The sequence below is a fragment of the Buttiauxella gaviniae ATCC 51604 genome, from assembly GCF_001654835.1.
Classification (GTDB): domain Bacteria; phylum Pseudomonadota; class Gammaproteobacteria; order Enterobacterales; family Enterobacteriaceae; genus Buttiauxella; species Buttiauxella gaviniae.
The window spans coordinates 69,077-89,184 of the sequence record NZ_LXEP01000036.1; the positions used below are offsets into that span (position 1 = coordinate 69,077).

The 20,108-nt window shown below is 47.8% G+C and carries 21 protein-coding genes; 9 read left to right on the plus strand and 12 right to left on the minus strand.

Annotated elements, in window-relative coordinates; translation table 11 throughout:
- Nucleotides 1-38: 38 nt before the first annotated feature.
- Nucleotides 39-620: a nuclear transport factor 2 family protein gene (locus tag M977_RS20000; RefSeq protein ID WP_064518409.1), complete on the minus strand. Its 582-nt coding sequence runs from the start codon at nucleotides 618-620 to the stop codon at nucleotides 39-41.
- Nucleotides 621-730: 110 nt separating this feature from the next.
- Between M977_RS20000 and M977_RS20005 the strand changes: the two genes are divergently transcribed.
- Nucleotides 731-1,624 (plus strand): LysR substrate-binding domain-containing protein, encoded by an 894-nt coding sequence (locus M977_RS20005; protein ID WP_064518411.1) that lies wholly within the window; start codon nucleotides 731-733, stop codon nucleotides 1,622-1,624.
- A gap of 313 nt (nucleotides 1,625-1,937) precedes the next feature.
- Here M977_RS20005 and metK read toward each other — a convergent pair whose 3' ends face one another.
- Complete coding sequence (gene metK, locus M977_RS20010) at nucleotides 1,938-3,083, minus strand: methionine adenosyltransferase (protein WP_064518414.1); 1,146 nt, start codon at nucleotides 3,081-3,083, stop codon at nucleotides 1,938-1,940.
- A gap of 100 nt (nucleotides 3,084-3,183) precedes the next feature.
- Entirely contained in the window at nucleotides 3,184-4,332 is a 1,149-nt protein-coding gene (gene cfa / locus M977_RS20015; protein ID WP_064518416.1) for a cyclopropane fatty acyl phospholipid synthase, read from the minus strand.
- Nucleotides 4,333-4,714: 382 nt separating this feature from the next.
- On the opposite strand from cfa, the gene M977_RS20020 reads away from it, so the two are divergent.
- The gene (locus M977_RS20020; protein ID WP_074392082.1) at nucleotides 4,715-5,551 is read left to right on the plus strand and encodes an AraC family transcriptional regulator; all 837 of its coding nucleotides are present in this window, start codon (nucleotides 4,715-4,717) and stop codon (nucleotides 5,549-5,551) included.
- Between the two features lie 10 nt (nucleotides 5,552-5,561).
- On the opposite strand, the gene M977_RS25870 is transcribed toward M977_RS20020, so the two are convergent.
- From M977_RS25870 to M977_RS20030, 3 genes are all read right to left on the minus strand, one after another.
- Nucleotides 5,562-5,846, minus strand: coding sequence for a malic enzyme-like NAD(P)-binding protein (locus tag M977_RS25870; RefSeq protein WP_064518418.1), 285 nt, complete (start codon nucleotides 5,844-5,846; stop codon nucleotides 5,562-5,564).
- Nucleotides 5,765-6,061: a hypothetical protein gene (locus M977_RS25875; RefSeq protein ID WP_074392083.1), complete on the minus strand. Its 297-nt coding sequence runs from the start codon at nucleotides 6,059-6,061 to the stop codon at nucleotides 5,765-5,767. The genes M977_RS25870 and M977_RS25875 overlap by 82 nt, the downstream gene beginning before the upstream one ends.
- A gap of 554 nt (nucleotides 6,062-6,615) precedes the next feature.
- On the minus strand, nucleotides 6,616-7,536 hold the full coding sequence (locus M977_RS20030; protein WP_064518420.1) for a L,D-transpeptidase family protein: 921 nt from the start codon (nucleotides 7,534-7,536) through the stop codon (nucleotides 6,616-6,618).
- A gap of 406 nt (nucleotides 7,537-7,942) precedes the next feature.
- Between M977_RS20030 and M977_RS20035 the strand changes: the two genes are divergently transcribed.
- Entirely contained in the window at nucleotides 7,943-8,434 is a 492-nt protein-coding gene (locus M977_RS20035) for a hypothetical protein (RefSeq protein WP_064518422.1), read from the plus strand.
- 186 nt (nucleotides 8,435-8,620) lie between these two features.
- On the opposite strand, the gene ychF is transcribed toward M977_RS20035, so the two are convergent.
- Both ychF and pth read right to left on the minus strand, forming a co-directional pair.
- A complete protein-coding gene (gene ychF, locus M977_RS20040; RefSeq protein ID WP_064518423.1) occupies nucleotides 8,621-9,712 on the minus strand; it encodes a redox-regulated ATPase YchF in 1,092 nt (363 codons plus the stop codon).
- 134 nt (nucleotides 9,713-9,846) lie between these two features.
- Complete coding sequence (pth, locus tag M977_RS20045) at nucleotides 9,847-10,434, minus strand: aminoacyl-tRNA hydrolase (RefSeq protein WP_064518425.1); 588 nt, start codon at nucleotides 10,432-10,434, stop codon at nucleotides 9,847-9,849.
- A gap of 275 nt (nucleotides 10,435-10,709) precedes the next feature.
- On the opposite strand from pth, the gene ychH reads away from it, so the two are divergent.
- Entirely contained in the window at nucleotides 10,710-10,988 is a 279-nt protein-coding gene (ychH, locus tag M977_RS20050; RefSeq protein WP_034455878.1) for a stress-induced protein YchH, read from the plus strand.
- 56 nt (nucleotides 10,989-11,044) lie between these two features.
- On the opposite strand, the gene dauA is transcribed toward ychH, so the two are convergent.
- The 4 genes from dauA to lolB all read right to left on the minus strand — a co-directional run bounded on the left by dauA (nucleotide 11,045) and on the right by lolB (nucleotide 15,454).
- Complete coding sequence (gene dauA / locus M977_RS20055) at nucleotides 11,045-12,751, minus strand: C4-dicarboxylic acid transporter DauA (RefSeq protein WP_064518427.1); 1,707 nt, start codon at nucleotides 12,749-12,751, stop codon at nucleotides 11,045-11,047.
- A gap of 140 nt (nucleotides 12,752-12,891) precedes the next feature.
- Entirely contained in the window at nucleotides 12,892-13,839 is a 948-nt protein-coding gene (gene prs / locus M977_RS20060; RefSeq protein ID WP_034494941.1) for a ribose-phosphate diphosphokinase, read from the minus strand.
- Nucleotides 13,840-13,961: 122 nt separating this feature from the next.
- On the minus strand, nucleotides 13,962-14,831 hold the full coding sequence (gene ispE, locus M977_RS20065; protein WP_064518429.1) for a 4-(cytidine 5'-diphospho)-2-C-methyl-D-erythritol kinase: 870 nt from the start codon (nucleotides 14,829-14,831) through the stop codon (nucleotides 13,962-13,964).
- Complete coding sequence (gene lolB / locus M977_RS20070; RefSeq protein ID WP_064518431.1) at nucleotides 14,831-15,454, minus strand: lipoprotein insertase outer membrane protein LolB; 624 nt, start codon at nucleotides 15,452-15,454, stop codon at nucleotides 14,831-14,833. The genes ispE and lolB overlap by 1 nt, the downstream gene beginning before the upstream one ends.
- 205 nt (nucleotides 15,455-15,659) lie before the next feature.
- Here lolB and hemA point away from each other — a divergent pair, with 205 nt between their 5' ends.
- From hemA to sirB1, 5 genes are read left to right on the plus strand one after another with little or no spacing between them, the layout of a single operon-like run.
- On the plus strand, nucleotides 15,660-16,916 hold the full coding sequence (gene hemA, locus M977_RS20075; RefSeq protein ID WP_064518432.1) for a glutamyl-tRNA reductase: 1,257 nt from the start codon (nucleotides 15,660-15,662) through the stop codon (nucleotides 16,914-16,916).
- Between the two features lie 35 nt (nucleotides 16,917-16,951).
- Nucleotides 16,952-18,034: a peptide chain release factor 1 gene (gene prfA, locus M977_RS20080; RefSeq protein WP_064518434.1), complete on the plus strand. Its 1,083-nt coding sequence runs from the start codon at nucleotides 16,952-16,954 to the stop codon at nucleotides 18,032-18,034.
- Nucleotides 18,034-18,864: a peptide chain release factor N(5)-glutamine methyltransferase gene (prmC, locus tag M977_RS20085; protein ID WP_064518436.1), complete on the plus strand. Its 831-nt coding sequence runs from the start codon at nucleotides 18,034-18,036 to the stop codon at nucleotides 18,862-18,864. Before prfA ends, prmC begins: the two co-directional genes overlap by 1 nt.
- A 17-nt stretch (nucleotides 18,865-18,881) precedes the next feature.
- Nucleotides 18,882-19,271, plus strand: coding sequence for an invasion regulator SirB2 (gene sirB2, locus M977_RS20090; protein WP_064518438.1), 390 nt, complete (start codon nucleotides 18,882-18,884; stop codon nucleotides 19,269-19,271).
- Between the two features lie 3 nt (nucleotides 19,272-19,274).
- Nucleotides 19,275-20,084, plus strand: coding sequence for an invasion regulator SirB1 (sirB1, locus tag M977_RS20095; protein WP_064518440.1), 810 nt, complete (start codon nucleotides 19,275-19,277; stop codon nucleotides 20,082-20,084).
- Nucleotides 20,085-20,108: the final 24 nt, after the last annotated feature.

Consider the following 20,108-nt stretch of genomic DNA (forward strand, 5'->3'; position numbering starts at 1 on the left):
GGATAGAGGTGATATGCTCACCTCTTTTTGAGTCTGGATCAGGCAGCCAACCAGCGCTTACCTTCAACTTTCATTTTTGCTTCCAGTTCGCTGCCGCGGGTGGCAAATACGCGGCTAAGTGGGAAACCGCTCTGCTCTAGTAAATAGGCCAGTGCTGCATATTCACGCGGATACTTCGTCACAACCGCCTGGTCAATTTCCACAGGACCTAAAGGGAAGGTGAAGGTGCCGATATCGTAAACACTCTGACGGTGGAACAACTTCCACACTCCATCTCGTTTTTCTGCCAGGTCGTAAAAACGGTTATGACACTCACAACCAATGTTCAGTTTTACGTTCTCAGCGATGATGATGGCGTTAGTTTGAAGGATGGCTTTATTTCCGGTTTCATTGAACGTCACCTCAGGAGAAGCGATAAGATGTTTGGTGCGCAGGTCGGAAGCACCCATACGCATTGAACCATCAACAAAATCGCTTCCCAAGCCTTCAAACCAGGTTATTTCAATCGTGCCGTCAGGGTGGAACAAGTTTCGTAACTGATCCCATTCGCCTAAATCACGGTGCATCCAGCCATTCATCAGGTCGTTAAGTTGCTGGCGGTCTTGAAGTTGGTTTTGCATATTTTTAGTTCCTGTTTAGTTGACTGGATTCAGTTTGGACGCAAAGTAAGATAAGCTCAAATATATAGATTTTACTGATTAATCATTTTTAATGATTAATGGAGCCATTGATGGATTTACGCCACCTGAAGTATTTTTTGGCTGTCGCAGAAGAACGGCACTTTGGCCGGGCGGCAGAACGGCTCAACATTGTGCAACCCGCGTTGAGCATGCAGATTAAAGCCCTTGAGGCTGAGCTGGGTGGCCCACTGTTAATTCGTACCAGTCGTCGTGTCGAACTGACCGAAGCCGGCATGCTCTTGCAGGTGGAGGCCACGCGTACGCTGAAGCAAGTGGAAAATACCCGGCTTGCCGTGGAGCGTTCTATTCGCGGTGAAACAGGCCGGGTGCGGATAGGGTTCGCCGGTAATGCTGTCTTCAGCGGAAGGCTGATGCAGGATGTGCGATCTTTTCATCAGGCATACCCGGACGCTGAAATAATCTGCCAGGAGCTTGCGCCACAGCTTCAAAATGAAGCCATTCAGAACGGGACGCTGGATGTGGGCTATATGCCTGATTACTACCCGGACCATGAATCAACTCTTGTCTACGAGTCTGTGGGCGAATGGGGGCGGGTTGTGGTGATGTCCAGCGAGCACAGATTCGCCGGTAAAGAGAGTCTGACGGTAGATATGCTGGCCCATGAACCTTTGATTATTTACGCAATCAATGACATGGATTCACAACTGGATACGCAACTCCGTAAACTGCTTGGCGACTCTTTGCATATTGCTTATCGGATATCCAGTTCACTGAGTGTGCTCGCCATGGCCGGAGCCGGGTTGGGTATCGCCCTGGTCCCAGCACCATTAGCACAGGTGGCGATTCCCGGGGTGGTGTATAGGGTTCTTGATTCGAAGGAGCTGGCGGCTAATTTGATGATGGTTAGTCGTAAAGACGAACCCAGTGCCGCCGTGCTTGCCTACCTCAAGCACACCCGGAAACACGGTCTATTTTTAGGGTGAACAACTTCCCGGCGTTACCGTGGGCGATTTTTTCCATTTTTCCTCAGTGAAACCAGGACTTGATGCAATTCATTGGCAGACAGTGCCGGCTCGGTGGTTCATCTCGCACTCTCTGGAGTTTATTAATTACTTAACTAAAATTATTTGTGCAGTATATATCCAGAGGTGTTCGAGTGACTTTTATATCAAATGGAAATGCCGCAGTCTGACTGAATGAAAGAAAAATCCACGCAAAAGCGTGGATTTCCTGATGTTAACTGTTCGCTATGAGAATTAATTCGCGCTAAAACCTGGCCCTATAGAGCGTGAAAACTTAAAGGAAGCGGCGCAGCAGGTCAGCTTTGTCGGTCTGTTCCCAGCTAAAAATATCACGTCCAAAATGACCATAGACCGCTGTTTGCTGATAAATCGGTTGCAGCAAATTCAGCGAGCGAATTAACCCATGTGGGCGGAGGTCGAAAAACTCGCGAATAATCATAATCAGTTTTTCATTATCCAGTTTTCCAGTACCGAAGGTTTCCACCATTATTGAGGTGGGTTCCGCAACACCAATGGCATAAGAAATCTGAATTTCACAGCGGTCAGCTAACCCGGCTGCGACAATATTCTTAGCGACATAGCGGGCAACATATGCGGCTGAACGATCAACTTTAGAAGGATCTTTACCGGAAAATGCGCCGCCACCATGACGCGCCATACCGCCGTATGTATCAACAATAATTTTTCGTCCAGTGAGTCCGCAGTCACCCCTTGGGCCACCAATAACAAATCGGCCTGTTGGGTTAATAAAATATTTGGTATCTCGCGTCAGCCACTCTTGCGGTAACACAGGTTTAATTATCTCTTCCATCACGCCTTCACGCAGGGTTTGCTGAGTGACTGCTTCACTGTGTTGAGTGGAAATAACTACCGTATCAATACCGATTATTTTACCGTTGTCATATTCAAAGGTGACCTGACTTTTCGCATCTGGCCTTAACCATGGCAATAAACCGCTTTTCCGCACTTGAGCCTGGCGTGCCATTAAACGGTGAGCGAAGGTAATAGGCGCAGGCATTAGTGCATCGGTTTCGTTGGACGCATAACCAAACATAAGTCCTTGATCGCCTGCACCTTGATTCGCTTCATCTTCACGATCTACTCCGCGATTAATATCGGGAGACTGCTTACCAATCGCGCTTAAGACTGCGCAAGTGTGGGAATCAAACCCCATTTCTGAGCTGTTATAGCCGATGTCGTGGATCGTGCGGCGCACAATCTCTTCTATATCGACCCAAGTGTCGGTAGTAATTTCCCCACCCACCAAAACCATGCCGGTTTTAACCAGCGTTTCGCAGGCCACGCGTGCTTTGGGGTCTTGTCGAATAATGGCATCGAGAATGGCATCAGAAATTTGGTCGGCTATTTTGTCAGGATGCCCTTCAGAAACAGATTCTGAGGTGAATAACTGTTGTGACATACAAAATCCTTAAATTAATAACTAAATTCTTTAATTCTGATAATAAAAATAGAGGGCTATATTATCGAAGTTAATTTTACGGCTCAGACAGTAACCAATATCAACGATAAACATACATGCCGCCATCAACACCACGGCTAAATAAGACTTGCCAAAGTTGAATGTCACGCGCACGGAAAGCCCCCGCACAAGACGTTAGGTAATAATTGAACATGCGTTTAAAAGACTCGCTGTAATTTTCCTGAATTTCAGGCCAGAAGCTATTAAAACGCTGGTGCCAATCCATTAACGTCAAGTCATAATCGGCACCGAAATTATGCCAGTCTTCGACGATAAAATGGGGTTCCGAGGCGCAGGCGATTTGTTTTACAGAAGGCAGGACACCGTTAGGGAAAATGTATTTGTTAATCCACGGATCGACGTTGTTAACTGATTTATTTGCGCCGATAGTATGCAACAGGAAAATTCCGTCCGGTTTAAGGCAACGATTTACCACTTCAAAATAGGTGTCGTAATTTTTTGGCCCAACATGTTCGAACATCCCGACCGAAACGATGCGGTCAAAATGGCTGTCAAGATCGCGATAATCCATCAGCTTTATGGAAACATCCAGCCAGGTGCAACGCTCCTGCGCCATTTTCTGCTGTTCTTCGGAGATGGTTACGCCAGTAACATGGACGTTGTAATGTTCTGCGGCGTATTGCGCCAAACCGCCCCAACCGCAGCCAATATCCAGCAGTTTCATACCGGATTTAAGCTGCAATTTTTCACATAACATTTTCAACTTGGCTTCTTGTGCCTGGCGCAGATTGGTTGCATCTTTCCAGTAACCGCAGGAATACTGCATATACGGATCTAGCATTTTAGCAAACAGGTCGTTGCCGATATCGTAATGTTCTTTGCCGACAATCCAGGCACGTTTGCGTGTCTGTAAATTAAACAAACGCATACCCGCGACCCGGGCTAAATCCTTGAAGTTTTTTGGTGCTTTTTCATCGAGCTTTGCACGAAGGATTTTCTCGAATAAAACATCCAGCGCGGCGCAGTCCCACCAACCTTCCATGTAGGATTCACCAAGAGCAATAGAACCTTCCTGCAAAACACGTTTGTAAAAGTCTGGATTGTTTACATGAATATCCCAGCGGCGACTGCCGTTAAAACGGACATCAGCCTGGTTCAAAAGTTCTTCCGCAATCCGATACCAGTTGTCTTTGCGTACGACGGGTGCACTTTCAACTTCAACACTCATATCTCATCCTCAATAAAAGCCTAAGCTAAATTTCTACTCGACTATCTGAACTCATTTATGTTTCGTTAAAAGAAAGATTGAATAACAAATATTTAAATTTGTTATTGATTGACTGCTGCGATATAAATAATTAACTCATGCTAACTATTTATTTTATAAATAGTAGAGTGGCTTATTTTAAATACCTCTGAATTTTTTATTGGCTAAACTAATGGCGATGTCAATCAACGCTTTATTCTGAGTGCGATTAAATATTGCACGTTACTACTTTATTGATTACTCATTGACTGGGCTGATGAATTAATTATCGCAGCTAAGAGGGATTGTGTATCATGAAGGGATGCCAAGTTGTGTCGAATAAGCGTCAATTTAGGTGGGGTAGATGGTTAAAACAAAAAAGGTACTGCACTCATTCCGCTACACGGGCGATGTAACAGGGGCTAAACTTGCCCGCCCTGTTTTCTTCCGTTCGTTTATGCTGGCGGAAAATGTGCAATCAGAACTACATTCTCATCCTTTCATTCAGTTCCACTACGCCCGTGAAGGCTCCCTATACATTTCCGTGGAGAATAATTCATACATTATTCCTGCCTGTTATGGGTTATGGATACCCGCATTTATGCCTCATCGGGTGCAAACTGCCAGTGAAGTGATGCTGGAGAACCTTGATATCGACCCGGATTACTATGCTGCTACGGGTTGTACAGCGGAGCTAAAGTTGGTTACTGTCTCTGACTTTGCGCGCAGTTTTATCCACCATGCAACGCAGACTATCCCTGAGTTTTATGATGCTAACGGTAAAGAAGGGCGCCTGGTGTCCACTTTGATCGACGTGCTAAACGATCTTCCCGCCGCAGGATTTGCAATGACCTGGCCTACGGCACCGGCGTTGCTGGAAATGTGCCAGGTAATCAGTGAATCACCCGATTTACCCCATTTAATGGAAGAGTGGGCTGAGCGCATAGGAATGTCGCCACGTACTTTTTCACGACATTTCATTAAAGAAACCGGCATAACGTTCAGTAACTGGAAGCAACGCCATCGTTTACTGCATTCAATTATTTTACTACGCCAGTCGCGCAGCGTGACCGAGATTGCGTTAATGCTGGGTTACGGTAGTACGTCAGCTTATACCTATGCATTCCGCCAATTATTTGGCGTATCGCCCTCGCGCTATGAAGCAGCACCTCCGCCACCAGATGCGATTTTATATGATTAAAGCAATTCCTCTATCGTCGCCATCGGCACTTAAGTGCTAAAACAATTAGCTCGGCAATGCCGCAGCCAGCAGATCCCGCGCCGACGAACATAATACGCTGTTCGGAAAGCGATACTTTATTACGCAGACAGGCCGCGAGAACAGAACCTAATGCTACAGCTGCAGTTCCCTGAATATCATCATTAAAACAACATAATTTATCCTGATATTCTTTTAACAATGACATTGCATGTTGCAATGCAAAATCCTCAAACTGCAATAACACACCTGACCAACGACGCTCGATTGCCGACACGAAAATATCAATGAACTCAAAATATTCTGCTTCGGAAATGCGCGCGTCGCGGACTCCCAGGCAATAAATACTCCTCGGTTTTTACGCCAGATATTCGAAAAATGCTGACAGGCATAACCAACCGTTGGCGTATAAATTAACGGCAGGGAAGCTTCGATATCAGATGTGATGTAATGATAAAAAAGAACCTCATTTGTATCTTGCAGGCTACGCAAAAAAACATGCTTGTCTTCATCATTAATGAACTTATTTAGCTAGAAGCGTATTCGATCGCTTTGCTCATCTATTGTTTCATCAATTGTTGGGATAAGGCCATGTAAATTAAATTCATTACATTCACTGTTACTAAATGCGCTCCCCTTATTAAAGGTGGTGTTGCTAAGCAAGGGATACCCGGAAAGATGGGTGTATAGCATTTTACTCTTGCTTTGTTAAATAGTTGACTCTCTGAATTTGAATGGATGTATATTCCTAATTATTTTCTTATGCAAATGAGCTAAACCAGTAGCCAGAAACCTTAATCAAAAAGGCTATGTATTTTGCATGTCAGGGGTTTAATTAGGAATAATAAACACAAAAAAAATAACATTGGTAATTCTGAATAAATTTATCTGAAACATGCCAATGCACAAAAGAAACATAATTAAGACAGGTGTGTTATTTTAAGGTGAAGTGCAACAAAATATAACAAAAAGGTGGGTGTTGGTTTAAACAACCATATCAACGCCACCTATTCTGCCGGCCAGCCTATGATCAGCCGTGATGAGATTTATTTTGTGATGTTAATTTGTACAGGCAAGCCTGCGCGCATTGCCAATGCTTTTTCTACAACGTCAGGTTGCACCTGTTTATCCCGCAAGACGGATTCAATTTTCTGAGACAGGTGAAGAGGTGATACGTTTGCCGTGTTAAATTCTGCTTCATTTGAAGACAGTGGGTTATGAACCTCTACATAACGAGATCCATCTGGCTCAACAGTGGCTTTCACCGGTTCGTTAATCAATTCAACGCGAGTGCCGACAGGGACTTCATTAAAGAGTTTTTTCAAATCATCAGCCCTTAAACGAACGCAACCGTGGCTGACTCTCAGGCCAATCCCAAAGTTTGCGTTTGTGCCATGAATGGCAAAAAGATTACCGATATACATCGCATATAAACCCATTGGATTTTCTGGCCCAGCAGGAACAACCGCAGGCAATATTTGTCCTTCTGCTGCAAACTCAGCCCTTTCATTTGGCGTAGGAGTCCAGGTTGGCCCTGCTTTTTTGCGTTGTATGCTTGTCACCCAATGATCAGGTGTATCGTGGCCAACCTGACCTATACCTACCGGGAAAATTTCAACTGCATTCTTGCCTTGCGGGTAATAGTAAAGCCGCATTTCAGCAGTATTAATGATGATTCCTTCATGTACCGTATCAGGCAGAATCACTTGGAGAGGGAAAGTGACAACAGTTCCCGATTGCGGCAACCAGGGGTCTATACCTGGGTTCGCTTCCAGCATATTGCTTAAACCCACATGGTACTTAACTGCAAAATTTTCCAGCGGCTGCTGGTTGAGGAAAGGGATTTGCTCAACAGCATTTTGCCCAACCAAACGACTGCCGTCAGAAGGGAGAGTAAATGTTGAGGCGAATGAAGACTGTGAGGCCAGGAGTCCAATGACCAGGAGAGAGGTTGCGCGGAATTTCATGATAAACCATTTGTATGATGAATTGAGTTAATATTACTCCCAATATAATCAGTGCTCCATACTCGTATTAACTTACGCAAAAATTAAATGATGTGAGATTACATTTACTGAGCGAGGCTTTATCTTTTATATGGGCATTTCGCTACATTAAGTTAACAAAAAAGCACTTTGAAAGATATTTTTAGATAGGTTGGTTCGATGTCTGGTTTATTAATATGCTGTTTTTGTCTATTGCATGAATAAAGTCATGTCTATTATTACCTATTGCAGAGAATATATTTAAAATTTTTAAGGATGTATGCTTAATACTCAGGATAAACGCCTGCTAAAATGCATTTTAATTTTATAAAAGTATCCAGCCATTACTTTAACTGTACTCTATCTGTATTACGAGGATGTTACCTATATGTTTAAAAAACTCTCTTTTCACATTATCCCGGTACAAATTTTCCTTGGTATCTTTTGGTTTAAAAATGGGTTCATTGATAAGGTTTGTGGCATTTTCAATGGTCTCATCTCGCCAGCGACGGCTTACCATGGGGATACATGGGCTGGCTGGAAGGAGTACATCGTTGGAACCTGGGATAAGAGTCAGGTTGCCCATGTAGTATTAAGTCCGTTATTTGATGCGCTTTTCCCTGTTTTGATTATTCTGCAGTGCCTTCCTTTCATCTTTATTATTGTTTCTATTCTGAAACTGGAATTCCTGACGGATGCTAATGCCCGTCCATGGCTGATGAAAAGTGCTGTGGCGTCACTATTTGTTACCAGTGTGATGTTGTTTAGCCAGACACTTTCAGGCGCAAGCGATGGAGAATATCTCTGGCATCTTCTGGCTGCGGGAATGGTTCTAATAATGTATATCAAAAATATTAATACTATTATTCGAAAAGCATAAGACTGCGGAGTAGTAAATGGGGGTATACCCCCCATTATTGATACCGTTGCTGTACTCACCGGGAATACGCTTTCTCGATATTATGTGAGACACGATGAAATAAAAAAAACCACGCAATTGCGTGGGTTTTATGGTGCTTGTCAGTCCTCACGAGATTCAATGAAATCTCATGAGGTAACAAAACTATTAGACGTTGAACAGGAAGTTCATTACGTCGCCATCTTTAACGATGTAGTCTTTGCCTTCTGCCCGCATTTTGCCTGCTTCTTTCGCGCCTTGTTCACCTTTGTAGGTGATGAAGTCTTCGTAGGCGATGGTCTGAGCACGGATGAAGCCTTTTTCGAAGTCAGTGTGGATTTTACCTGCGGCTTGTGGAGCGGTTGCGCCAACAGGGATAGTCCATGCTCGTACTTCTTTCACGCCAGCGGTGAAGTAAGTTTGCAGGTTCAGCAGCTCGTAACCCGCGCGGATTACGCGGTTCAGACCTGGTTCTTCCAGGCCCATTTCTGCCATGAATTCATCACGGTCAGCATCGTCGAGTTCAGCAATGTCAGACTCAACAGCGGCACACACTGCAACAACCACAGAACCTTCGGCGGCGGCAATTTCACGCACTTTGTCGAGGTAAGGATTGTTCTCGTAACCGTCTTCGTTGACGTTTGCGATGTACATAGTTGGTTTCAGCGTCAGGAAGCTCAGGTATTTGATAGCTGCTTTGTCTTCTTCAGTCAGAGGAAGCGCACGCAACATACCGGCGTTCTCAAGCTGTGGCAGACATTTTTCCAGCGCAGCCAATTCAGCTTTTGCGTCTTTATCGCCACCTTTAGCTTTCTTCTGCACGCGATGGATGGCGCGTTCGCAGGTATCGAGGTCAGACAGAGCGAGTTCGGTATTGATAACTTCGATATCGTCAGCCGGGTCGACTTTGTTATTTACATGAATGATGTTGTCGTTTTCAAAACAACGCACCACGTGGCCGATAGCTTCGGTTTCACGAATGTTGGTCAGGAACTGGTTGCCCAGGCCTTCACCTTTGGAAGCGCCTTTTACCAGACCGGCGATATCGACGAATTCCATGGTAGTAGGCAGGATGCGCTGTGGTTTAACAATTTCGGCCAGTTTATCCAGACGTGGGTCCGGCATTGGTACCACACCAGTGTTCGGCTCAATAGTACAGAACGGGAAGTTTGCTGCTTCGATTCCCGCTTTGGTGAGCGCGTTGAACAGGGTTGATTTACCAACGTTCGGCAAGCCGACGATACCGCATTTGAATCCCATGGTTTAATTTACCTTAATTACTTGATATTCAATGAGTTGATGATGCCTCATTGATAAAATGATCATAACTTTCCACATTATACACGCAAACAGCATATAACGGGCGCAGAAATCCTCGTTGGCGGTTGTTCAGGCTAGGGTTGCGCCTTAAAGGTATGCAGACGGTTAGTGGCTTTAGTTAAGCCTTCCTTTAGCCAAACTTCAGTACAACGTGCCGCTTCGTCTACCGCATCATCAATCAGCTTCTGTTCGCTGAGTGGCGGTTTACCTAATACAAAACCGACAACTTTGTTTTTATCACCCGGATGGCCAATTCCGATACGTAAGCGGTGAAAGTTAGGGTTATTACCCAATTTGTTAATGATGTCTTTCAGACCATTGTGTCCGCCGTGACCACCACCGAGCTTAAATTTCGCAACGCCTGGAGGGAGATCTAGCTCGTCATGTGCGACCAGAATTTCATCGGGGGCAATGCGGAAAAAGGTCGCCATCGCGCCGACCGCTTTACCGCTAAGGTTCATAAACGTGGTTGGCACTAACAGGCGAACATCTTCTCCGGCAAGGTTTATGCGCGCCGTGTAGCCGAAGAATTTACTTTCTTCTTTAAGCGACTGGTTATGGCGCTGAGCCAGCAAATCCACATACCAGGCTCCAGCGTTATGGCGGGTAGCCGCATATTCCGCACCTGGGTTTGCCAGGCCAACTATTAATTTAATACTCACGTTTAATTTCCTGAAAACAGACCAGAGTCGCGTAGTTTACTGTGCTCAAGACGCGTTGACAAAGAGCCAATGTGTCATCTATTGAATTCTTGAATAGTTCAATGAATGAACCATTAGAATTTGATGCTATTCAGCGAGTTATTTGTAAACTTTTGTAGCTTTTTCATTCGTTATTGTGATCGCTGACGCACATCATCCGAAGCGGTGTTGTCTATACTTTACACACAAGGAATGGGGATTTTCCCCACCGACCCAAGAACACCCGGAGGTGACATATGAAACGCAAAAACGCTTCATTACTCGGCAACATTTTCATGGGGTTGGGGCTTGTCGTTATGGTGGGTGGCGTAGGTTATTCCATTTTAAACCAACTCCCTCAATTCAACTTCCCGCAATATTTCGCCCACGGTGCTGTTTTAAGCATATTTGTTGGTGCGGTTCTTTGGCTGGCAGGTGCTCGTGTAGGTGGGCATGAACAAGTTGGTGACCGTTATTGGTGGGTTCGCCACTTTGATAAACGTTGCCGCCGCGACGATAATCATCGCCACAGCTAAAAAAGTCTGGAAGTGAAAACGGTTCTGGTCATGAACCGTTTTTTTTGGCAAAAATCTTATTCAGCCAGAGCTGCATGGATATCCGGGAAGAAAGCAAGACGACCTGGAATCGGCTGAACACCAGCACGTGCCAGCGTTTTTAGAGGTTGGAACTCCAGATTCGTCACCCGCAATTCGCAGCCATCCGGCAATTTTTCTACAAAGCGTTGAAACGCATCAAGGCCGCCTGCATCAAGCACCGGCACGGCATCCCATTGCAAAATGATCAGCTGATTTTGCTCAACACGCTGGGCGAGGTCATTGAATAATCCCTCGGCTGCGGCAAAAAACAGCGGGCCTGTTATACGCAGCGCCAACACGCCTTCCGGTGTATGGACATTGACAGGGGCGAGCCGCGTCATACGCGCGACACGGCGCATGAACAGCAACGATGCCAGTACAATCCCAACACTGATAGCAATGACCATATCGAACAGCACCGTCAACGACATACAGATAAGCATTACCACGATGTCATCTTTTGGTGCCCTCCTAAGAAGGCTCAGTACCTTGTGCGCTTCACTCATATTCCACGCAACCATCAGCAGCAGAGCCGCCATGGCGGAAAGTGGTAGCCATGAAAGTAATGGGGCTAGCACCAACAACGCCATAATTACCAGCAGCGCATGAATAATTGCGGCAACAGGTGATGTTGCACCAGCACGCACGTTTGCCGCCGAGCGCGCAATGGCCGCAGTAGCCGTAATTCCACCGAAAAATGGCGTAATGATATTACCCAGCCCCTGGCCAATTAGTTCACTGTTGGCGTTGTGTTTGGTGCCGGTCATGCCGTCTAACACCACGGCACACAACAGCGATTCAATCGCGCCGAGCATCGCCATAGAAAATGCCGCAGGCAGCAGGGCACTAAGTGAATCCCAGCTCAGGGTAAAGTTCGAGTCAGGAATGTTCCATGGCAGCATCAATTGCGGCAGTAATTGCGGAATACCGTTACCTTGTGTGCCATCAGCCAGCACATAGTGAAAACGAGAGCCGATAGTTGCTACATCGAAACCTGCAGCATGGACAATCGCCATTACCGCACAGCCAGCCAAAAGCGCTGGTAAATGACCCGGCAAACGGATACCCAGGCGTGGCCATAGAATCAGCACGGCGAGCGTTACCACACCAATTGCGGCATCACCAAGATTAATCGTTGGCATCGCCATCGCCAGAGCAGCCACTTTATTCAGGTAGTGTTCCGGCACGTGTTCCAGCGTCAGACCAAAGAAATCTTTTACCTGCATGGTGGCGATGGTAATCCCAATCCCGGAGGTAAAACCGAGTGTCACAGAAAGTGGGATGTATTCAATCAGACGGCCAAATCGCGCCAGACCAAATAAGATTAGAAATACGCCAGACATCAGTGTCGCAATCAGCAAACCGGCAAGGCCAAACTGTTGAGCAACCGGGTAGAGGATCACGACGAACGCAGCGGTCGGCCCGGAGACGCTAAAGCGTGAGCCGCCGCTTAATGCGATAACAATCCCGGCGATAGCCGAGGTATATAGACCATACTGTGGGGCGACACCGCTGCCGATAGCCAGAGCCATCGCGAGCGGGATGGCAATAATCCCAACGGTAATACCGGCAATAATATCGCGACTAAAACGGGAAACTGTGTATTTCTCGCGCCAACAAGCGTCTACCAGAGCGCGGAAAGGTAATACAGAAGAAGATACGTTTTTCACTTTGATTCCATCCGTGAGCGCATCATCTGTCATTAAGGCAGGTGAAGGAGGCTAAACTTAATTACATACTACTTAGCGCCGTAGCGACCTTGCTACAGCTCCAGTTACCTTGTGGCTTTACATGCTATAAAAAGAAAAAACCCGCCGCAGCGGGTTTTTTTATGCGAGTTCTATTAGTGCTCGAACATCGCAGAGATTGATTCTTCATTGCTGATACGGCGAATTGCTTCAGCCAGCATACCGGACAGAGTCAGGGTGCGGACGTTTGGCAGTGCTTTGATTTCTTCAGACAGTGGGATGGTGTCACATACGATAACTTCGTCGATAACGGAGTTACGCAGGTTGTGAACCGCATTGCCAGAGAAAATCGGGTGAGTTGCGTAAGCAAATACACGTTTAGCACCACGTTCTTTCAGAGCTTCAGCTGCTTTGCACAGAGTGCCGCCGGTATCGATCATATCGTCTACCAGTACGCAATCACGGCCAGATACATCACCGATGATATGCATAACCTGAGAAACGTTAGCGCGAGGACGACGTTTGTCGATGATAGCCATGTCGGTATCGTTGAGCAGTTTTGCGATAGCACGAGCACGCACAACGCCACCGATATCTGGAGAAACCACAATTGGGTTTTCCAGGCCGATTTGCAGCATATCTTCTAGCAGGATTGGGCTACCGAAGACGTTATCTACAGGTACATCGAAGAATCCCTGAATCTGTTCTGCGTGCAAGTCCACGGTAAGAACACGGTCAACCCCAACACTTGAGAGGAAGTCAGCAACCACTTTCGCGGTGATCGGCACACGGGCAGAACGCACACGGCGATCCTGACGAGCATAACCAAAGTAAGGGATAACAGCGGTGATACGACCTGCAGAAGCACGGCGCAGGGCGTCTACCATAACAACCAATTCCATCAGGTTGTCATTCGTTGGTGCACAGGTGGACTGGATGATGAAAATATCACCACCGCGTACATTTTCGTTGATTTGTACGCTTACTTCTCCGTCGCTAAAACGACCGACGGCGGCGTCACCAAGGGAGGTGTACAGGCGGTTGGCAATACGTTGTGCTAGTTCCGGGGTAGCGTTACCAGCAAAAAGCTTCATATCAGGCACGAGAAAAACCTCAGGCATGCGTCCAGTGGCGGATGGTACTACCGCAGCTTATGCGGGCGGGGTAGCGCCATCCAGGCGGTGTATAAAGAGCTTGATGCAACGTCTGAAACAAGGTGACGTTGTCACCAATACTCAGCTTTCCCGGATATGGCCTGATGCAGCGGGGAGACATTAACGCCTCGCGCAACAAACCCATGCAGCCATTCCGGGGCTTGCTTAAGCACCTGGCGGGCAGCGTCCTCGGTGTCAAATTCAGAAAACACACAAGCGCCGGTGCCGGTCAGGCGCGACGGCGCGTATTCTAACAGCCAGGAAAGCAGCTCATCAACCTTACGAAAACGTTTTCTTGCGATAACCTCACAATCATTACCAAATTCACAGTTTAATAACGTGTCAATTGATCTGATCGGGGTGTTTCGTGGTAGCTCTGGATCTTTAAAAATGACCGGAGTGGGAATACTGACTCCGGGATGTGCAACAAGGTACCATTTTTCCGCTGGTGAAACCGGCGTGAGCTTCTCACCAACACCTTCTGCGAAAGCGGCAAACCCACGGACAAATACCGGCACATCAGCACCAAGAGTCACTCCCAGTGCAGCAAGCTGATCTTCAGTCAGGCCGGTGTTCCAGATATGGTTAAGCGCCACCAGAACTGTTGCTGCGTTTGACGAACCGCCACCCAATCCACCACCCATTGGCAGCTGTTTTTCAACGCTGATATCGGCTCCAGCACCTTGCGGTAATGTGCCCATTAACAATGCTGTGTCTTGCAATAATCGGGCGGCGCGGACAATCAAATTTTCTTCATCTGGCACGCCTTCAATCGGTGTCGCAAGACGAATTTGACCATCGTTTCTCGGCTCAATGATGATTGTGTCGCCATAATCGAGGAACTGAAATAAAGTTTGTAAATTATGATAGCCGTCCTCACGACGACCCGTGATATACAAAAAAAGATTCAGTTTTGCTGGTGATGGCCAACGCTTTCTCATTATTTAACCGTCCAGCTGTCCATTTTGAGTTTGATGCGTTGATCCCCTTTGCGCAGTTCCATATTAGATGGCAGGGCAGGTTGCACCTTGTCGTCATAATCACTGTAAACCACTTTCCAGGTTTTACCGTCTTGGGTGTAGTTGATTTCACTCAGGCGATATTGCGAGTCGATTTTATAGTCGGTCGCCTCGCCTGGCAGGCCGAGAATCCATTGGCGCAGGCTGTTGAGCGGAATTGGCATCCCGGTCAATTTGCCAATCATCTCTTCGGCGTTATCAGCAACGTATTTTTTACCATTGCGATCGGTTAGTTGTACAACGCCCGGTTGCGCATTCAGTTCAAGCTCAGTGCTGCCTAATGGGTTAGTCAGCAGCAAGCGATAGCGTTCTGGCGTAGTCTGTTGCCAGTTGAAACGTGCATATACTTTTTGGCTATCGGAAAGATAAGCAAAAGCACCTCGCGTCTGGTATTGGGTGATTTTTTGTACTTGTTGCTTGTGTTGTAACCATTGCGGAGAGTCAGGACTTTTTGCCGGACCGCTTGGTTGATGAATAGAACAAGCAGCCAAAACAAGGCTTGCCAGTGGCGCAAGGCGCAGCAGACGGGCTTTCGTCATAAACATAGTGGCAGCGGATCCTTCTCATTAATTTTAGTTGTTAACTGTTTATGCTAGCGGCGCATAGCGAGGTCGTCTACGTTCAAGTTGTCTTAAATCATAAATTGCGACGATACTCCCCATGGGGTGGCTCCCTTTTATTGACTGCGCGCATCCTGTATGATGCGCCGAGTTAATCCTTATCAACGTCGGTGTTACTCACAGTCGCTCAATGACCCTTTTAGCTCTTGGTATCAACCACAAAACAGCTCCTGTATCGTTGCGAGAACGTGTTACGTTTTCGCCGGACACGCTCGACCAGGCATTGAACAGCCTACTCGAACAACCGATGGTACAGGGTGGGGTGGTGCTGTCGACGTGTAACCGTACCGAGCTATATCTAAGTGTTGAAGAACAGGAAAACCTCCACGAACAACTGGTGCGTTGGCTTTGTAACTACCACAACCTTGAAGAAGAGGAAGTGCGTAAAAGCCTTTACTGGCATCACGATAATGAAGCGGTAACGCATTTAATGCGCGTTGCCAGCGGTCTTGACTCCCTGGTGCTCGGCGAGCCACAAATCTTAGGGCAGGTCAAAAAAGCCTTTGCCGACTCCCAAAAAGGACATTCGCTTTCCAACGAACTGGAGCGCATGTTCCAGAAATCCTTCTCGGTTGCCAAGCGCGTACGAACCGAAACAGAGATCGGCGCGAGTGCTGTATCCGTAGCCTTCGCGGCCTGTACCCTGGCACGTCAAATCTTTGAATCCTTATCGACTGTGACGGTGCTGCTGGTCGGTGCCGGTGAAACTATCGAACTGGCGGCGCGCCACTTGCGCGAACACAATGTCCAGAAAATGATCATCGCCAACCGCACGCGGGAACGTGCTCAAGTACTGGCAGATGAAGTTGGCGCAGAGGTTATTAGCCTGAGTGACATCGATTCACGGTTACAGGAAGCCGATATTATTATCAGTTCCACCGCCAGCCCGTTGCCTATTATTGGCAAAGGTATGGTAGAACGCGCCCTGAAAGCTCGCCGCAACCAGCCGCTTTTGTTAGTGGATATTGCCGTTCCTCGCGATGTAGAACCCGAAGTCGGCAAACTGCCGAATGCCTATCTCTACAGCGTTGATGACCTGCAAGCGATTATTCAAAGCAATCTTGCGCAGCGCAAAGCTGCTGCAGTTGAAGCCGAAACTATCGTTGAGCAGGAATGCAGTGAATTTATGGCCTGGCTGCGCGCTCAAAGCGCCACAGAGACCATCCGCGAATATCGCAGTCAGGCTGAACAGGTTCGTGATGACCTGGCTGCCAGGGCTATCGCCGCTCTTCAACAGGGTGCCGATGCCGAAACCGTTCTCCAGGATCTGGCGTGGAAATTAACCAATCGCCTGATCCATGCACCAACTAAATCGCTCACGCAGGCTGCCCGTGACGGGGATGAAGAACGCCTGCAGATTCTGCGCAACAGCCTCGGGCTGGATTAGCAAATAAACTCTTATTACAAGGTGAAACACCGCCCATGAAGTCTTCTATCGTTGCCAAACTAGAAGCCCTGCAAGAGCGCCATGAAGAAGTTCAGGCGCTTCTTGGAGATGCATCCACCATTGCCGACCAGGACCGTTTTCGCGCATTGTCCCGCGAATACGCCCAGTTAAGCGACGTTTCCCGTTGCTTCCTGCAATGGCGCCAGGTGCAGGAAGATATTGAAACCGCACAAAGCATGCTCGACGACCCAGAAATGCGCGAAATGGCGCAAGAAGAGTTAAACCAGGCCAAAAGCGACAGCGAAGAATTAGAACAACAACTGCAAGTGTTGTTGCTGCCAAAAGACCCGGATGACGAGCGTAACGCGTTTGTTGAAGTTCGCGCAGGTACTGGTGGTGATGAAGCGGCAATTTTTGCTGGTGACTTGTTCCGTATGTACAGCCGTTACGCGGAGTCGCGTCGCTGGAAAGTCGAAATTCTTAGTGCCAACGAAGGTGAGCACGGCGGCTTCAAAGAAGTGATCGCCAAAATCAGCGGTGATGGTGTGTATGGTCGTTTGAAATTTGAGTCCGGTGGCCATCGCGTGCAACGTGTTCCTGCGACTGAATCCCAAGGGCGTATTCATACTTCAGCGTGTACCGTTGCGGTAATGCCAGAGATTCCTGAAGCGGAATTACCAGATATCAATCCTGGTGATTTACGTATCGACACCTTCCGCTCTTCGGGGGCGGGCGGCCAGCACGTTAACACCACCGACTCTGCAATCCGTATCACACACTTGCCAACTGGCATCGTGGTCGAATGTCAGGACGAACGTTCACAGCATAAAAACAAAGCCAAAGCGTTGTCTGTATTGGGCTCACGTATTCGTGCTGCCGAAATGGCTAAACGTCAACAGGAAGAAGCGTCAACGCGCCGTAACCTGCTTGGCAGTGGCGATCGTTCAGACCGTAACCGCACTTATAACTTCCCGCAGGGCCGCGTAACAGACCACCGCATCAACGTGACGTTATATCGTCTGGATGAAGTGATGGAAGGCAAGCTCGACGGACTTATTGAGCCAATCGTACAGGAGTTCCAGGCAGACCAACTAGCGGCGCTGTCTGAGCAGGACTAATGGATTTTCAACACTGGTTAAAACAGGCAATTGCCCAGCTTGAGGATAGTGAAAGCCCGCGTCGTGACGCGGAAATCCTGCTGGGTTTTGTCTGCGGGAAAGCGCGAACCTTCATTCTGGCATTCGGTGAGACCGAATTGACCGTGCAACAACAGCAACAGCTGGATGTTTTGCTGGCGCGCCGTGTGAAAGGGGAGCCCATCGCGCATCTGGTGGGCGAGCGTGAGTTTTGGTCGCTGCCGCTGCGTGTCTCTCCCGTGACGCTTATCCCGCGCCCGGATACGGAATGCCTTGTCGAACAAGCCCTCGCCAGAATGCCTGCAGCTGCATGTTCCGTGCTGGATTTAGGCACGGGTACAGGCGCAATTGCTCTGGCGATTGCCAGTGAGCGCCCGGATTGTCATGTGACAGCACTTGATCTGGTTCCTGAGGCGGTAGAACTTGCGGGTGATAATGCGAGCCGCCTCGGAATAACCAATGTTAAGGTCTTGCAAAGCAATTGGTTTAGTGCTCTCAATACCCAACGTTTCTCCGTGATAGTCAGCAACCCGCCTTACATCGACGAGGAAGACCCGCATCTTTCACTGGGTGATGTTCGTTTTGAACCGCGTAGCGCTCTGGTGGCAGATAATCACGGTTTGGCTGATCTGCGCATTCTTGTCGAATCAGCTCGCAATTTCCTTGAGTCTGGTGGTTGGTTATTACTCGAACACGGCTGGCTTCAGGCTGCGCAAGTCCGCGAATTGTTTACACAAGCAGGATATACCGAGATACAAAGCTGTCAGGATTACGGTGGTAATGACCGACTGACAGTAGGACGCTATTTCTAAATAAGGAACTGAGCAAAATGGCTACTTACTTCGCGCTCAAGCATTTGCATATTCTGACGGTCTTCATTTCCGTGAGTCTGTTCGTTTTGCGCTACTGGTGGCAATACCGTGAATCAACCATGTCAAACAAGCGCTGGGTGCGCATTGTGCCGCATGTGAATGACACCGTATTGCTGGTCAGCGGCATCGCTCTTGTGATGATTACGCATTTCTATCCCTTCACGCCACAAGGTGCATGGCTGACTGAGAAGCTATTTGGCGTTATTATCTATATCGTTTTAGGGTTTATCGTGTTGGGCAAACGCCCACGCAGCCAACAGATACGGTGGTTTGCCTTTCTGTTGGCCCTGGTGGTGCTTTACATCATCATTAAACTCGCCACCACAAAAATACCATTACTGGGGTAAGTCATGAGGTCGTTAGCCGATTTCGAATTCAATCAGGCGCCGTTATGCGAGGGCATGATTTTAGTCTCGCAGCTGATCCGTGATGATTTCCCGGCAGAAGAAGTGCGAGCACAACTGGAAAGCCTGGCCCGCCTTGCGCGTGAAGAGATCTGCGAAGGTCTCCACCAGGATGTGCAGCTCGAAAAATTAGTCGAACTGTTTTATGGCACCTGGGGTTTTAAAGACTCCAGCGGCGTTTACCGTTTATCCGATGCACTGTGGCTCGATAACGTACTGACCAAGCGTCAGGGCAGTGCAGTGTCTCTGGGTGCTATTCTATTGTGGATAGCCGACCGTCTTGATATCCCGTTGAATCCGGTAATTTTCCCCACTCAGCTGATTTTACGCGGCGACTGGATGGACGGTGAAATGTGGCTCATCAACCCATTCAACGGTGACACGCTTAACGAACACACGCTGGAAGTGTGGTTGAAAGGTAATGTCGGGCCGACAGCCGAGCTGTTCGATGAAGATTTAGATGAAGCAGACAACGCGGAAGTGGTGCGTAAATTGCTCGACACCATGAAGTCCGCGCTGATGGAAGAGCGTCAGATGGAGTTGGCGCTGCGCACAAGCGAGGCCTTGCTCCAGTTTAACCCGGAAGATCCTTATGAAATTCGTGACCGTGGCTTGATCTATGCTCAGCTCGATTGCGAACATGTGGCACTCAACGACCTCAGCTACTTTGTTGAACAATGCCCGGAAGACCCGATAAGCGAGATGATCAAAGCGCAAATTAACTCTATTTCGCAAAAACAGATCATTCTGCACTGATGCCAAATTTTTAAATGTTTCCCA

Bases quoted from the DNA above. Each gene is read 5' to 3' on its own strand.
- M977_RS20035 (WP_064518422.1), top strand. From the start codon at position 7,943: ATGTTTAAAAAACTCTCTTTTCACATTATCCCGGTACAAATTTTCCTT.
- metK (WP_064518414.1), bottom strand. From the start codon at position 3,083: ATGTCACAACAGTTATTCACCTCAGAATCTGTTTCTGAAGGGCATCCT.
- prfA (WP_064518434.1), top strand. From the start codon at position 16,952: ATGAAGTCTTCTATCGTTGCCAAACTAGAAGCCCTGCAAGAGCGCCAT.
- M977_RS20005 (WP_064518411.1), top strand. From the start codon at position 731: ATGGATTTACGCCACCTGAAGTATTTTTTGGCTGTCGCAGAAGAACGG.
- sirB2 (WP_064518438.1), top strand. From the start codon at position 18,882: ATGGCTACTTACTTCGCGCTCAAGCATTTGCATATTCTGACGGTCTTC.
- ispE (WP_064518429.1), bottom strand. From the start codon at position 14,831: ATGAGAAAGCGTTGGCCATCACCAGCAAAACTGAATCTTTTTTTGTAT.
- dauA (WP_064518427.1), bottom strand. From the start codon at position 12,751: ATGACAGATGATGCGCTCACGGATGGAATCAAAGTGAAAAACGTATCT.
- sirB1 (WP_064518440.1), top strand. From the start codon at position 19,275: ATGAGGTCGTTAGCCGATTTCGAATTCAATCAGGCGCCGTTATGCGAG.
- M977_RS20000 (WP_064518409.1), bottom strand. From the start codon at position 620: ATGCAAAACCAACTTCAAGACCGCCAGCAACTTAACGACCTGATGAAT.
- ychH (WP_034455878.1), top strand. From the start codon at position 10,710: ATGAAACGCAAAAACGCTTCATTACTCGGCAACATTTTCATGGGGTTG.
- cfa (WP_064518416.1), bottom strand. From the start codon at position 4,332: ATGAGTGTTGAAGTTGAAAGTGCACCCGTCGTACGCAAAGACAACTGG.
- M977_RS20020 (WP_074392082.1), top strand. From the start codon at position 4,715: ATGGTTAAAACAAAAAAGGTACTGCACTCATTCCGCTACACGGGCGAT.
- lolB (WP_064518431.1), bottom strand. From the start codon at position 15,454: ATGTTTATGACGAAAGCCCGTCTGCTGCGCCTTGCGCCACTGGCAAGC.
- ychF (WP_064518423.1), bottom strand. From the start codon at position 9,712: ATGGGATTCAAATGCGGTATCGTCGGCTTGCCGAACGTTGGTAAATCA.
- hemA (WP_064518432.1), top strand. From the start codon at position 15,660: ATGACCCTTTTAGCTCTTGGTATCAACCACAAAACAGCTCCTGTATCG.
- prmC (WP_064518436.1), top strand. From the start codon at position 18,034: ATGGATTTTCAACACTGGTTAAAACAGGCAATTGCCCAGCTTGAGGAT.
- M977_RS20030 (WP_064518420.1), bottom strand. From the start codon at position 7,536: ATGAAATTCCGCGCAACCTCTCTCCTGGTCATTGGACTCCTGGCCTCA.